Below are 15,565 nucleotides of genomic sequence, written 5' to 3'. Positions count from 1 at the left end.
CTCCTTCTAATACATAAATCGCAGGAATCTAAGTCGTATTCGGAAACTGGCTGACATGATCACTCAAAAGTGAAGTTAGTCCCTTTAGCTTTGCGTCACCATTTTTCAATGGCTTTGCCCTTATCGTACAATTTATGTGTATGTAACAAAAGTACCGAATTCAACTGCATTTGTTAAGGGACTTTTGACCTATAATAAGCAACTTCTTATGTTGGGAAATATTTAATATTAATACCCATCACTATCATTTATTAAACATTTCCATAAAAAGATAAGCATCCTAAAATTAACTTGTTGGGGCGATCTGCACAAAATAGCCGGGTTCCATCTTCTGGACCCGGCCTATCTTTTACTGATCCTTAATCTCCAACAACTTCAACCTCAACTCATTCTCCATAGAAGCCAAATCCAGTTCGGCTTGGCGACGCTTAGATCTGCCCTCTTCCTGAATCCTTAATGTTTCCTCCAACGTAGTGATCAGGTTTTCCTGCGTCTTCTTCAACGTTTCGATATCGACTAGACCACGTTCATTCTCTTTAGCCGTCTCGATTGTGTTCGTTTTTAGCATTTCCGCATTTTTCAGGAGCAGTTCATTTGTTGTTTTAGAAACTTGTTTCTGTGCTTCCACTGCATGTCGTTGCCTGATCAACGTCAGGGCGATGGCGACCTGGTTCTTCCATAGTGGGATGGCAGTAACGATAGATGATTGGATTTTTTCCACCAGCGCCTGGTTCGTGTTCTGGATCAAACGAATTTGCGGTGCACTCTGGATCGTGATCTCCCGGCTTAGCTTTAAATCATACAAACGTTTATCGAGTCGGTCAGCAAATTGAATCATATCATTGACTTCCTGATACTTCATCTGATCCTGTGACGTTTCAGCTGTCCTCTTCAATTCCGGGATGGTCTTTTCATGGAGCTCTTCAAGCTTCAGCTCCCCTGCTGCAATGTAGATGTTCAGTGCATTGAAATAATCCTTGTTCGTTTCATATAGCTTCTCAAGCATCCCGATATCAGATAGCAGGACATTTTTGCTGCGGTCAAGTTTTACACTGATCCGGTCAATTTGCGCTCCTGTCTTCTGGTACTTTGAGAGGATTTCCTGGACCGAACCTGATAGCTTTCCGAACATACGTGAAAGGAAAGATTGCTTTTCTGCCCTAAGCTCATCCGGATTCATATCATTGAGGTGCTTCATTAAGTCACTGATGATCTCCCCTACTTCACCAATATCTTTTTTCTGGACATGCTCAAGCATTGCATGTGAAAAAGAAAGGAGTTTCCCCTGTGCCTGTGTACCATATTGGATCATGGCCTGGTGGTTCTTAGGGTCGATTTGCTCTGCTAATTGATAGGCTCTCGCCCGGTTTTCCTCAGGAATAACATCAATTAATTTAACTGGTCTGTTCTCTTCCTGCTTTAGAGGCTGCATCTGCAATTCTGGTGTATCGCCGAAAGGATTGGCCAATATATCATCCATAATGTTTCCGGTATTTTTTAAAAGGTCAGGATTTTTTTCTGCCATTATTTTAACCTCCTGTTTTCATCAGGACTTTCATTTAACTTCTTAATTGAATGCTTCGCGACATCAATTTCAAAATTCAGATTGTCGAGATCATCCGCCAGCATGTAATTTAAGTCTTTTTCAACAATTTTAGTAAGCTCTTTTAATGTATATTGTGTCTCATGCAATGAGTGTTCCAGTTCACGGTTTTTGCCTGGCTGTGCAGAGAGGAACGCATACTTCTCGCTTAACTCCAGTATGGAATCAAGATGAGAAAAATAAAACTGCTCTGCCTTGTAAAATCTTCTTGGCTCCCGGTTGCTCAACTTCTGGATGTTTTTCACGAGCCGTAAAAGCTCCATCCTTTGCTTTAGTGAACGGATATGGCGGATGGAAAAAAGCGATTTCTGCAGGCGGCTGATTTTATCATTTGCTTCAGAGAGATTTTTCTTAATGTATTTGTATTCCTTCTTAGTGAGCCTGTGTTTTTCCAGGAAACGCTTCTGCAAATAATGCCCCAGTCCGAAAAACATCAGACCACCTGCGATTACACCATAAAGAGAGGCCATCCAGAACGTTTGATTAAAGCCTGTAAAGGTCAACAGCCATATAAAGGCTGAAAAAGGGACAGCTGCACCTGTTTGAGCACTGAGTGAAAAAAATTTATTCATAATCATCGACTCCTGTTTAGAATCTTCCTATTTATACGGATAGGACACACGGAATGTTTCACCAACTGTAAAAAAATGTTTTCTTATTTATACAATACTTCAAAACAGGCCATTTTTCTACAGACTCTATCAGTAATCTCTTCTAGGTCCAGAGACGTAGAAGAAGGCTAAACTGGAAATATTTAATAAACCAGTATGCTGCTATTCGACAAAAGATGTAGATAGGCTTGTAAGATTACCTGGTAATTTGTAGAAACTTTTGTTGTTTGATTTTTTGAAAAAGGCGGTATATAGGGATTACAGGACACAAAGTAAAAAAAATACAGTTGATAAGGAGTGTTTTAAATGAAAGTAAAAGCAGGAAGCTGGAGCATGTTAAGCCAAGAGGAAAAATTATTGTTGTTGACGGTCATTAGCAACCAGTCTAAAAAGCAGAAGATGAATGAATAGTGGATATGGAGTGAATACAACTGGGATGGACATAAAAAAATGGTTGGCATTAATAAAAGAAAGACTGCTATGAAGAAACAGGATGTTCCCTCATAAGCAGTCTTTTTGATTTTTACCTGCCTTTTAATACAGTAACAGTCGCTTGGGCTTCGGTTGTATTTCCAGCCTGGTCTGTTGCAAGGTATGTGATCGTATAAATTCGGCCATTGCCTTTCCCGTTTCTTTCTGAACGGAGTGCAAAATCCGTATCCAATGTGTTATACAATGCGCCGCTGATATCACTATAGTCTGCGTTTGGTTCGTTAACGGTGATTGATTCTAATACTACTGAATCAATCCCTGAAGTCACATCACCATAGTCTAAATCGGCTTTAATATCAACCAGCTTATGGTTTGGCACAAGAAGGATCGGCTTATCTACTGAAACCGTTAATTCAGGAGCTGTCTGGTCAATCTTAATCTCCTTCACTTTCGCTTCTTCCACGTTTCCTGCACCATCTACACTGCGATATTCAATCGTATATTCTCCGTCAGCTGCTAGTTGAATAGCTTCTGTATACTCTCTCCAATCATCGTTGTTAATACGATATTCAGTTGTTTTTACGTCTGTCATAGAATCCGATGCAGAAAGATCCACGGTTACATTAGATGTATACCAACCGTTTGTACCTGTTGGACTTTCTGGATTTACAACAACAGTTGTTTCTGGAGCAGTCTTATCCAACTTGATCTTAATAGATTTTACCTCTTCAACATTGCCACTATTGTCTGAGCTACGGTATTCGATTGTGAAAATACCATCTTTATTAAACTGAAGAGCTCCAGTGTAATCCTTCCACTCTTCCCCGTTAATTCTGTACTTAGGAGATTTAACACCTGACTCTTCATCTACTGCCGTCAGGGTTACTGTTACATCCGTTGTGTACCAGCCGTTTTCTCCAGTAGGGCTTTCAGGATTTACTGTTGCTGTTGTAACTGGAGCGGTAGTATCTACCTTTGCCAGTTCTTTCGTATCACGTACGCGGATTCTTGTTCCTTGAGCGAATGATCCGGATAATCCAACTGCCTCTAAAGTATCTCCTACTTTCAAGACTGGAACCGGTCCGCTTTGGTTCACGATATAACCGTCTGTAAATACTAATACATCGCCTGAACCGTCGTTAATAACATAAGAGTTGGCATCGAACTGCGAAACGACTTTACCTGTTACTTTTACAAGAAGGCCTTGGTTAGCTTCAGAGGTCGCCTCTCCCGTCGGCACATCCTTTGGCTGTATTGGATCACCTTCTCCAATCTTGATGACATCCTGTTCAAACTTGGCGAACTCGATTTCCTTGTTGTTATCGAATGTGATGATATGTCCATAGATTCGGACCTTATCACCAGGCTTCAGTGAGCCTGCCGGCACTTCCTGGAATGCCATGATTCCGCCTGTTTCATCCTGGACGTAGAATGCGTCGAAGAATACTCCAGCACCCGTAGTTACTGTACCTTCGATGACGGTATGAGAATCTTCAGCAAGCTTTCTGGCATCGCCAATCGATGTAACTGTTGTTCCGCGATGTGCAAGCCAGTTAACAGCATTCAGTGCGAACTCATCGTTTCCTTTCGGTTCATAGGACTCATCCATTTGCTTATCATTGAAAATATTCATGCCGGATACGATGATACGGCCTTTGTCGCCGATTTCCTCTGATGCAATCAACGGAATGGCAGATCCGCCAGTTTCGTCGGAAACAGCATCATAGGTGAAGCCGCCCTTAATATTTCCTTGATACGTCGTTTCATTTCCTTTTGCTAGGATGACCACTTTTCCGCTTTGAGTAAGGGCTGTGTCATTTGGTCCCGATAAGCTTGTGCCGCTGTAATAATCAAGGAACGATACGCGATCCGTGATATAGTTGGAAACCAATTCTGGGAATACACGGACAGCATACGGCGCTACTTTTGGATCATTCCAGAAGTTTCCTGTCTTACTGTCATCAAATACTCCATCGTTGCCCATACGGATATTTGCTCCCATTTGGTCTAACATATCGTTATTAATAGTAGGATTAGTACTGTGATTGCTCTTTCCTGCCATCAATAATGATCCGCCATCTTTAACAAACTTTGCGATTGCTGCATTTTCATCTGCTGTGTATGTGGATCTTGGATGTGTAATCACCAGAACATTTACATTGCTTAATACTGTATCTGTAATTGTCGAAGTGTTCTCGGTAACTTTGTAGCCTTCTTTTTGCAGCATAGTTGTAAAGGCTTTTAAATTATCCTTATAACTTCCGCCATCGCCGCTTGTGTTTTCATTGCCATGCTTTGCATCGATCAAAACGTTGATTCCAAGTGGCTCTTTAATTTTCACTTGCAAGACAAACTGGTCATCTCCAAGATCGAGCCCATCAAGCGAAGATACTACTGCAATAATTTTGTGTTCTCCTTTTAACGGGCTGTTCCAGACAGCTGAAGCTGCAGCTACACCCTTTGAAGGAATGGAAGAGATTTCTTGTGACCCAATCAAGTTGCTTTCCTTTACTTCATCAAAATAAAGATCTACTTTAAGATTCTTTACTTCCTGTGTACCATTATTGCTTACATTTGCTTTTAGAGTAGCAGGGTTGCCTTCAATGATTACGTCACCAATGATATCGATCCCGTTCACCTTTACATCAAGTGCTTCTTCTTTGGACCAGGTTGGCGCGGAATACATACGCTCTCCGTCGGCTTGCGTTACTCTTACGACAAACCATTGCTGGCCGCCAGTCACCGTGTAAGAAGGCTCCCAAGTAAAGTCTTCTGTCATTGGAGAATAGGACTCTACCACTCTGCCGCCATTTGTAATCAATTCTACTTTTTCTACTCGGTCATCTGACTTGTAATCAACTGGCAGGTAGCTATAATCTTCCATTGATCTGCTTTCCGCTACCGCATCACTGCCTGAGATATTGAACTTCAGTGATTTGCTGTCCACAGTTGATCCCATGTAGAAACCATTTGCTTTTACATCAAGTTTGAAGTTAGGGTCTTCTACCATGTACACTCGCATATTGCGCATGGAGTGGAGAAGAGATTCCTGGGAAAGGTCTTCCGCTACGATAACGGTACGAGCCCTTGTCTCTCCCCAAGTTCCTTCATGATTGTCCTCACCATATGTCGGTGCAACATGCCAGCCCAAATCCAATACGGAGAAGAATTTCTTCTCGGCATTTGCATAGCCATAGTGGCCGGATCCATTTCCAACCTCTAGCATCGTAAAGAGTTTATCCATATCTTTGTTATATGGTTTGAAGTTGTTGAACGCATCCTTAGACATATCCGGATGGTTAAACTGACCAACCACATCATCATAAGTCATGACCCATGCATAGTACTTGTTCAAGTCCTGGTACATCTTTCCGTTGATGTTTCGGTCAATGAAGTTCTCTGTACCAAAAATGTTTGAGTGTCCCCAGGTTGTGGAAGTCATCTCAAAAGCAGGGAATACGACGTATTCACCATTCTCTGTGTATTGAGCAGATAAATCCTTTGTTAACTGCCAATCTTCTCCGCCGCTTCGTTCAAACAAACCGTCACGTTCTACCGTGTCCTGACCTAACAAGGTTGGATCGATATCGTGTGAATGGTCAGAGAATGCAAACCAGTCATAATTGTATTTCTGGCCCGCCTTCAGTGCGTCTTCTGGATTGCCGGCACCGTCATGGGAGATATTCGTATGATTGTGTGTCGTTCCACGATAGTGGTTTCCACCTTCAAAGCGTGGGACGACCTCAAAACTCCACTCATACTCAGTGGGATTATTTTTTAAATCCTCAGCGATTACTTTAACGGTATGCATACCAATTGAGAGATCTTCCTCAGGTGTGAATTTCACCTGACTTTGGCTGATTTGAGCATTTTCAAGCTCCTCGCCATCGAACCAAATTGTAATACTCTCTTGGTCAACACCACTAGGATCTTCGATTAAAACAGAAACTTCTGGACGAGGACTTTCAACCTTCGTTCCGCCAACTGGCGCTTCCCCATAAATACGCGGTCCTTCTTCATCTTCAATCAAGCTAACCTTATGAGGCTCTGCACTTGTTCCTGAAGTTTGGACTTTCTCACCAGCTTTTGCTTCAATGTAGTATTCGAAACCGTCTGCCGGGACATTTTCAGCCGACAGGACTGCTGTATAACGTGACTCGTTTCCTGCTGTCATCGGCACAGCAATATATTCCGCAGTTCCGTTCGCGCGATAGTATACAACTACAGATTCTGCTCCGCTTGCATTTGCGACGAACTCAACATTCGTATCTTTATAAACCTCTGTAAGAGGCTTATGGTCAATGCTCAATTGCGCCATGACATCCTTCATATCGCGAGGGAATACTTGATAGCCGCTGACATGAGTTGCATTCGTCGTGTATTGGCCAACGATTCCGGTAACGGCATAATTTTTGCCCGTTACAAAAACCTCATCTGCCTTGATCCCTGTTTTCTCCATCACACGAACTGTCGTGGATTTATTGTTTTCGTCAATCATAGTAACGTTCCAGTTTGAGCCTGATGTAGCGACTGATGCAACCTTGCCTTCTACCTTGACAAGGCTGCCTTCAAGGGGCTCTGCTGCAGTAAAAGTATTCAGGTCAAGAATTGTTACATCCTTCGCTGCAGAAATCGCTTCCCCTTCGCCTATTTTTGTAATAGCAGTTGCTTCTAATTCGGTTAAGCCATTGTATTGAATGAGCTTACCAGTGATTTTAAGTTTATCGCCACGGACAATCTTCAAGCCTGAATCATAGAATCCAAATATATTAATTCCTGCTGTTTCGTCCTGGATGTAGAAATTGTTCTTCTGGGTTCCCATTACGCCATTATCGACAGTGACGACCCCTTCAACTGTGAAAAACTGGTTAAGATTCGCAAGTATACCTTTAGAATCAGTTGCCTTTACTTCATCTAAAGGAGTAACGACATCAGTCGCAGCTTTTTCTATTGAAACTGGGACGCTTTCCAGCATGACCCCTTTGCTGTCGCTTGATTGCTGTGTAACATAAACGGTTGCAGGAGCATTGTTAAAAGTAATTGCATTGAACGCTCCTGTGCCAAGAACCTCAGCTCCATTGCCGTTCAATCTCTCCGTTTTGTTTGCTGATGAATTCGGATAAACGTAAATCATTGATCTAGCAACGCCTGCTCCAGCATTGCCAATTAATGTACCTTTTCCGTTGCTGTCAACGCTGTAGCTTAATTTATCGGCTGCAACACCATTGCTGGCCTGTGCCAGGTTAACCTGGATGGCATCACTTTCCCCTTTGCCACCTTGGGTTGCAGTAACAAATACCGAAGTTAATGCTTTTTCAGTTGTAAAATTTACTTCAAATGATCCATCAGTACCTGCATTGTTACTGCCAAGCACTGTTCCTTTCGCAGATGTTTCATATACCTTGATTACAGATAGTTCAGATACTGCTCCAGCCAATCCAATCACTTTTACTTTGCCATCATGCAGAGTAAACTGAATATTGTTTCCTACTGGCTGAAGACTTGTGTCTGATTCCATTGGTTGTTCCGCTGGGCTTGCGCTATTCTTTGGAACAGGCGTTGCTGCCACGAAATCCAATGCGTTATCATCAGAATCCCATGCATTTCCCAAACCAGGTTCTGGATTAACGTTTGCATATGGACGGCGCTGAACACTCTTAGTTGCGGATGGTGCTGGAGTTGAACCAGTACCTTCAAATCCAACAGTCCCGTTACCGAAACCAACGAAGTCTATTGTATTTGCTGGTGATTGACCATTAAGCAAATCAGTATTGTTGATTAGCGCAACCTTTCCTGCCGATCCTGCAAGATCAAACGTTGAATCTTCGATATCTGGCTGTGGTAGAGGTTTATCAGTTACTGATGTACCAGCTTTCCCTTTTATCAAATAGTAACTAAAAGGCTTTATCGATCCATTTAATGCAATTTTTTGCCAACCCGTACCAGTACTGCTGGCTTTTTGGACAGACCAACCTTCTAAAGATATTACTTTATCAGTTGGATTATATAATTCTACGAAATCATTTGAAAATAATGCACCGCTGTTACCACCTCCTCCATATACCTGGCTGATGACCACATGCCCCGAAATGGAAGCGCTTGCTTTTTGGGTCAAACCAGCTGGTAAGAATGTGGTAATCAGCAATATAACTGCTGTCAACAGGCTAGTCCATCTTTTAAAGCTTCTCTTATTTTTCTTCATTCATCTTCCACCCTTACGATTTTTTAAGCAACTCCCTAGGTCATAATCCCTATAAGATTATCCACAACCTTTCCTTAAAAAGTATGAGTACATCTATAATTCTACAAAATTCCAAATATTAAAGATATAACTGGAAATAAATATTTCCTATGAATTTAAATAAAATTTTCAAACATCTATACACCTATAGGAAAATATGATTAGATTTAATTGTTTGAATAATTCATTGTTTAGTTTTAATAGTTCAGGAGGGCAATTCATGAGGACCATGCACTACAAGAAAAAATTCAGATTAACAATGTATTACATGTTAATTCTCCCTTTAATTTTATTTACCTTCCCATTAATGGCCGCTGCCCATCCATACAGCGCCAGCTTCACAACAATTGAGTTTCAAGAGAATGAAACAAAATTTCAATTTTCAATTGATGCCCTGTCTATCATGGAACTCCAAGAGGATATAGATGTTAACAAGAATAATATTCTAGAGATAAGTGAAGTTGAGGAAGATCAAGATCATCTTGTAGAATTCCTAACACACACTGTCATTCTTGATAAGAACAATGAACAGCAAGAGCCAGAAGTTTTAGATATCAAAATTGAAAAAAAAGAAAATAAAGACTTCCTGACAATTTCATTGAAATACCCTGCTTATCAGCCAGGTGATACAATCACGATTAATGATGGACTATATTTTAATGACAAAGATACTAACTATGTAAATTTATTGACTGCAACCTATACAGGTGGCTCGAGTCAGGCAGCATTACAGGGAGAGAATCGTTCATGGACCATCCTGCTTACGGAAGATCAGCAGGAGCAGCAAACAGGTGAAGAGCAGTCGACTGATTCCACTTCCGAAAAAGATTCTAAGCCTTCAGCTACAACCACTTCTTCTTGGTTGTCCTTTTTCAAGCTTGGCATGTCGCATATATTGACTGGATATGATCATCTGCTCTTTCTTTTTGCCTTGCTTTTGAGAAAACAGACATTCAAGCAGTATGCTTTAATTGTAACCTCCTTTACAATCGCCCACAGTATTACTCTGAGTCTTGCTGTATTGGGAATAATGGATTTGCCGTCTAAATTCGTTGAATCATTCATTGCCTTAAGCATTATCTATGTTGCATTAGAGAATATAATCAAAAAAGAAGTGAACCATAGATGGGGATTGACCTTTGTTTTCGGCTTAATCCATGGTCTTGGTTTTGCAAATATCCTTCAGGAGATGAGCCTGTCTAAATCCAGTCTTGCATCAGCATTGGTAAGCTTTAATATTGGGATTGAAGTCGTCCAACTAATCATTGTACTGCTGCTTTTGCCAATCTTGACTTATGTTCACAGACTGAAGGAGTCACCTAAATTTATTAAATACGGTTCAGTTATCATTATACTATTTGGTGCATTTTGGCTGGTTGAACGACTTTTTTCTTAATAGATGCCACTTAGAAACCTCTGTCTTAATGATAGAGGTTTTTTATAAAAAAAGAATGGGTGCCACTGCCTTTTGAGTGGATACCCAATTTTCAGATGTGAAATCCATCTCGTTACTTAATACACTAGTTGTATATTTCCCCAGTGGATTACACTTAATTTTATTTATTCTAAGGTTTAGATAAGGGACATTCTTGTCAATTCGTTTTTTTGCGAATCTTAGGAAATGTTCGCAAAAAAAGTTTCATAGTGTCGGATTTTGTAATATAAATGTAATTTTTCTGTTATTCGTTTGTAACCCCTTTCTTTATATAATAGGTTTACCAACTAACAAACGGGGGTAAACAACTTTGTTGAAGAGAGTACTAGCAGCATTCTTGTTCTTTACACTAGTAGCCACTGTCGCACCGTCAATAGATCAAACCTCTGCCTCTGGAAACTCATATTATGTAAATCTAAATTCCGGCAAATTAAATGTACGCAAAACGCCTTCTACTTCCGGAGCAGTTGTTACTAAACTAGCAAATGGACAAGCTGTCACTGTGAATTCTCAATCAAAAGGTTGGGCAAAAATCTCTGTAAATGGAAAGACAGGATATGTAAGTTCAAAGTTTATTGCACTTAAAACTATTAAAAATGCATCTGTTATGAAAACAACTGTTAAAAAAGCTTCTGTAGCACCTACAAGTGATTATAAAGCCAAAGCTATTTCAGTTGCCAAGAGCAATCTTGGTGTAAAGTATAAATGGACAGGAAACACACCAAGCGGATTTGACTGCTCAGGTCTAGTAACCTATTCATTCGGAAAAGCTGGAGTGAATTTACCACGCACAGCTGGAGAAATGTACAACGTTGGCACAAAAGTAACTTCCTTACAGCCTGGAGACCTATTATTCTATGCAACTAGCGGCGGTAATAAAGTCACTCACGTAGCTGTTTACCTTGGAAATGGACAAATGATTCATTCTGCAACATCCAAGGGCGTATCAATCGCCAGCATTAACAATTCATATTGGAAACCTAGATTTATTGGGGCTAAAAGAATATAATTTTAAAAAGTGGCTGAAGAGCCACTTTTTTGCATTCATAGAAGGAAACTCATTCATCCAAAATCTCTTAGGTTCACAACAAATATAACACCAAAAAGCTCCCAATCTCTATCGATTAGGAGCTTTTCAGCTACATAAAAGCTTTTGTTGCTAAATGTCTAGTCCATGTCACTCCAAACGACGCCTCCAATTTGGCAGGTTCCACTCTGAGTCTCTATTTCTTTTTATGATACATTTAATTCGTTTATTTAAAAGTTATCGCAGCAGCAACAGCCTTTTTCCACCCACTGTAAAGTTTGTCTCTGAATTCATCCAGCATTTGTGGATAAAACGATTGGTCTTTTGCCCACTGCTCAGCGATTTCATCCTGGCTTTCCCAGAATCCGACCGCCAGTCCGGCAAGGTAGGCAGCTCCCAATGCCGTTGTTTCGTTAATCACCGGACGTTCAACAGGAACACCGAGAATACCACTCTGAAATTTCATCAAGAAATTATTTTTTACCGCACCGCCATCCACACGAAGCGTTTTGAGTTCAATCCCCGAGTCTGCCTCCATCGCTGACAGCACATCCTTCGTCTGATAGGCAAGCGACTCAAGAGTCGCACGAATGAAATGCTCCTTGCTCGTTCCGCGGGTAAGGCCGAATACCGCACCTCTCACCTCGCTGTCCCAATACGGCGTGCCCAGCCCGACAAATGCCGGGACGACATAAACTCCATCCGTGGATTCTACTTTCTCCGCATACCTTTCACTATCCCTGGCATCCTTCAGCATTCTTAAGCCGTCCCGGAGCCATTGGATTGCTGATCCTGCCACAAATATGCTACCCTCGAGAGCGTACTCTACTTTTCCGTTCAGGCCCCAGGCGATCGTAGTCAGAAGTCCGTTCTCAGACTTGACTGCTTTTTCGCCGGTATTCATCAGCATAAAGCAGCCTGTGCCATAGGTGTTCTTCGCCATTCCTTTTTCGAAGCATGCCTGCCCGAACAAAGCAGCCTGCTGGTCGCCTGCAGCTCCGGCAATCGGGATTTCTTTTCCAAAGAAATGGTGCGGTGCCGTATTGGTATAGACCTCAGAGGATGGCCGTACCTCCGGAAGCATGGATGCCGGAACGCCAAGGATTTCAAGGAGCTCCTCATCCCATTTTAATTCATGAATATTGAACATCAGCGTCCTTGAGGCATTGCTGTAGTCCGTAACATGGGCACGGCCGCCGGAAAGCTTCCAGATCAGCCATGTATCGATCGTGCCGAACAATAGCTTACCTTCTTCTGCTTTTCGCTTTGCGCCATCTACATTTTCAAGGATCCACTTTACTTTTGTTCCAGAAAAATACGCGTCAATCAGCAGGCCTGTTTTATCGCGGAAAAGCTCACTATTACCAGCATCTTTAAGCTCATCGCAAATCTGGCTGGTCTGCCTTGATTGCCATACAATCGCATTGTAGACAGGCACTCCTGTTTCCTTATCCCAAACAACCGTCGTTTCACGCTGGTTCGTAATCCCGATACCGGCTATTTGTTCCGGCTTAACATTGGATTCACTTAATACGCTAGCAATAACCGCCAAAATGGAACCCCAGATTTCATTCGCATTATGCTCGACCCAACCCGGCTTCGGAAAATGCTGAGCGAACTCCTTTTGTGCAACATGGATGATCTCGCCATTCTTATCAAAAAGAATTGCCCGCGAACTCGTCGTTCCCTGGTCTAATGAAAGGATGTATTTTTCCATAATGTCCCCCCTGAATTTGATCCATTCGTTTCTAAAAGATATGTACAATCACAGAATACTTAACCTAACTATACCCAATTCAGCCTGGTTTTTTCAAAGTAACTATGTTTTTTCAGATACATACAATATCCATATACTTTTAAACAAGGCTTTAATATAGCTAAGTCTTGATTATTAAACATGTCTATTATCAATATTACCGAAACAGGACTAAGTTCGGACAATTAGGAGCGGCGTCTCCCGATTTTTGTTCAAAGGGGATAGGACTTCAGACATTTTCGCGAGATCTCTCTGGAATTTTGTCTAAAGGGGACAACTATTTCGGACAATTCTTCGCGACCTCTCTGAATTTTTGTCCGAAGGGGACATAACTTCGGATATTTTCGAGCGTCCTCTCTAAATTTTTGTCAAAAGAGGATACGACTTCGGACATTTTGCCGCGACTATTCTTGATCTTTGTCCGAAGATGGCATGAGTTCGGACAGTTTTACATCCTTTGCCCCACACTTTGTCGAAGCAGCATCAAGTTATTAAGATTTTTCATAGTGTAAAATCAACAGCCGAGTTTATCACAGCAACAAACAAAAAACTCATACACACGGAGTTCTTCAACTAATCAAACGTTTGATTAACTTTTTTTCATCAATTTTCGAGTGATGACAACGAAAAAGGACAGCAAGCTCTTAGCTTACTGTCCTTACTTTTATTTCATCCCTGAAATCGTGTATCCATCAATAATGTGTTTCTGGAAGATGATGAAGATGATGACGATTGGGACGACCATGAAGGTGGAGCCGGCCATTTGCAGGGCGAAGTTGCCGCCGTATTGGCCTTTCAATAGGGATAGTCCTACTGATAGTGTGTACAGGCTTTCGTCATTGGCGATGATCAGCGGCCACAGGAAGCTGTTCCAGCCTGCGATGAAGGTCAGGATTCCTTGTACGGCAAGGATTGGCTTTGTCATCGGCAAGACGATCTGCCAGAACACGCGGAATTCGCTGGCGCCGTCGAGTCTAGCTGCTTCGAGCAGTTCGTCAGGGATTGTCATCATGAACTGGCGGAACAGAAAGATTCCGAATGCGCCAACAAGGCCTGGCAAGACAATCCCAGCCATTGTGTTTGTCAGCTGCATCTGGTTCAAAATCAGGTAAACAGGAATCATCGTTACCTGTCCAGGAATCATCATTGTCGCAAGAACCATGAAGAATAATTTATTGCGTCCTTTAAATTCAAACTTGGCAAATGCGTAGCCGGCCATTGCGTTCAAAAGCAAACCAACGAAGGACCAGAGCACAACGATGATTGTATTTTTCAAATAGAGACCGAAGTTCATGTTCACAAATAGATTCTGGAAGTTTTCTAGTGTCCATTGTTCTGGGAACAGTGTCGGCGTCAGCTGCATGACTTCACTTTCCGGCTTGAAGGATGAAAGGATCATCCAAATAAACGGAACGGCTACAAGCAGGCCGCCGATTGTCAGGATGATGCCGACAACCCACTGCTGCATTTTTTCCTGCTTTACACTGCTGCTTAAGGATTCTTTTGGGACTGCACTGGATTTCATTTGTCTTCCACCTCTGCTTTCATCAATAATCCTGTTGTTTGTTTTGGATCTTGAATTGAATCATTGTAATGATGATGATGGCAATGAACAATATGAAAGATCCAGCTGCCGCGTAGCCAAAGTTACTGAATTGGAATCCATTGCGGTAGATGAATAGCGCAACAGAAGTCGTGCTGTCAAGCGGGCCGCCATTGGTCATGACGAACGGCTCTTCGAAGAATTGCAGCCAGCCAATCATCGTCGTAATCGAAACAAAGAAGATCGCATATCGAAGCAATGGGATCGTAATCTTCGTCAGCTGCTTCCAGTTGTTCGCGCCATCAAGCTGTGCTGCTTCATAATACGTTTTCGGAATTCCCTGCAATGCTGCTAAAAAGATAATCATATTGATGCCGATCGCTCTCCAAAGCGCCAATAAAATCAACGAGATTTTTGCCATCACCGGGTCTTGAAGCCACGGTACATCTGGCAGGTTAAGCAGGTTTAATACATGGTTGAACAATCCAAGCTGAGGGTTGTACAGATAGCTCCAGACAACAGCAACCGCAACAACGTTTGTGATGGAAGGCATGTAGAAGACAACCCGGAAAGCCTTGAAAATACGCGCTTTTCCAAAATTGATCAGGAGCGCTATTGCCAATGATAGAACAATAACGAGCGGAACACCTATCACAACATAGAACAAGGTGTTAAAAATTGATTTTACAAAGATCGGGTCACTTACAACTTCCTTATAATTCTCAAGGCCAACGAAACTGATGGATGACCAATCGGCAATCCCGACTAAATCAAGATCCGTAAAGCTGATGATCAGCGCTACGAATATAGGCAGAATAGAAAATAATGATAAAAGAATGATGGCAGGAGCTATAAAAAAGTAAGGAGTCTTGTTTGCCAAAAAGCTTTTCATTGTAAGTCCCTTCTTTCTCAGTCCG

8 protein-coding genes and 1 riboswitch are annotated in these 15,565 nt (G+C 41.8%); of the genes, 2 read left to right on the top strand and 6 right to left on the bottom strand.

Annotation, left to right across the window (positions count from 1 at the left end):
* Positions 1-38: 38 nt before the first annotated feature.
* Positions 39-129, bottom strand: a riboswitch (cyclic di-GMP riboswitch).
* 220 nt (positions 130-349) lie between these two features.
* The 3 genes from ACXAEA_RS03350 to ACXAEA_RS03340 form a co-directional block, all read right to left on the bottom strand.
* Entirely contained in the window at positions 350-1,525 is a 1,176-nt protein-coding gene (locus tag ACXAEA_RS03350) for a toxic anion resistance protein (RefSeq protein ID WP_475094522.1), read from the bottom strand.
* Entirely contained in the window at positions 1,525-2,175 is a 651-nt protein-coding gene (locus ACXAEA_RS03345) for a 5-bromo-4-chloroindolyl phosphate hydrolysis family protein (RefSeq protein WP_475094521.1), read from the bottom strand. The genes ACXAEA_RS03350 and ACXAEA_RS03345 overlap by 1 nt, the downstream gene beginning before the upstream one ends.
* Before the next feature lie 562 nt (positions 2,176-2,737).
* Complete coding sequence (locus ACXAEA_RS03340) at positions 2,738-8,848, bottom strand: DUF4350 domain-containing protein (protein WP_475094520.1); 6,111 nt, start codon at positions 8,846-8,848, stop codon at positions 2,738-2,740.
* A gap of 259 nt (positions 8,849-9,107) precedes the next feature.
* Here ACXAEA_RS03340 and ACXAEA_RS03335 point away from each other — a divergent pair, with 259 nt between their 5' ends.
* Together ACXAEA_RS03335 and ACXAEA_RS03330 are read left to right on the top strand one after the other, a co-directional pair.
* Positions 9,108-10,283, top strand: coding sequence for a DUF6702 family protein (locus ACXAEA_RS03335; RefSeq protein WP_475094519.1), 1,176 nt, complete (start codon positions 9,108-9,110; stop codon positions 10,281-10,283).
* A 349-nt stretch (positions 10,284-10,632) separates the two neighbouring features.
* Positions 10,633-11,331, top strand: coding sequence for a C40 family peptidase (locus tag ACXAEA_RS03330; RefSeq protein WP_475094518.1), 699 nt, complete (start codon positions 10,633-10,635; stop codon positions 11,329-11,331).
* Between the two features lie 244 nt (positions 11,332-11,575).
* Here the strand turns inward: ACXAEA_RS03330 and glpK are convergent, their stop codons facing one another.
* From glpK to ACXAEA_RS03315, 3 genes are all read right to left on the bottom strand, one after another.
* Positions 11,576-13,066: a glycerol kinase GlpK gene (glpK, locus tag ACXAEA_RS03325; RefSeq protein ID WP_475094517.1), complete on the bottom strand. Its 1,491-nt coding sequence runs from the start codon at positions 13,064-13,066 to the stop codon at positions 11,576-11,578.
* 703 nt (positions 13,067-13,769) lie between these two features.
* Complete coding sequence (locus ACXAEA_RS03320) at positions 13,770-14,573, bottom strand: carbohydrate ABC transporter permease (RefSeq protein ID WP_475098049.1); 804 nt, start codon at positions 14,571-14,573, stop codon at positions 13,770-13,772.
* 79 nt (positions 14,574-14,652) lie between these two features.
* Positions 14,653-15,540 carry a carbohydrate ABC transporter permease gene (locus ACXAEA_RS03315; RefSeq protein ID WP_475094516.1) on the bottom strand — a complete coding sequence of 296 codons (888 nt, stop codon included), beginning with the start codon at positions 15,538-15,540 and terminating at the stop codon, positions 14,653-14,655.
* Between the last annotated feature and the right edge of the window lie 25 nt (positions 15,541-15,565).

This window comes from Mesobacillus sp. ABV4_180 (assembly GCF_056158485.1).
The sequence above is the reverse complement of the archived record's forward strand: the minus strand, read 5'-3'. Positions and strand labels throughout refer to the sequence as shown.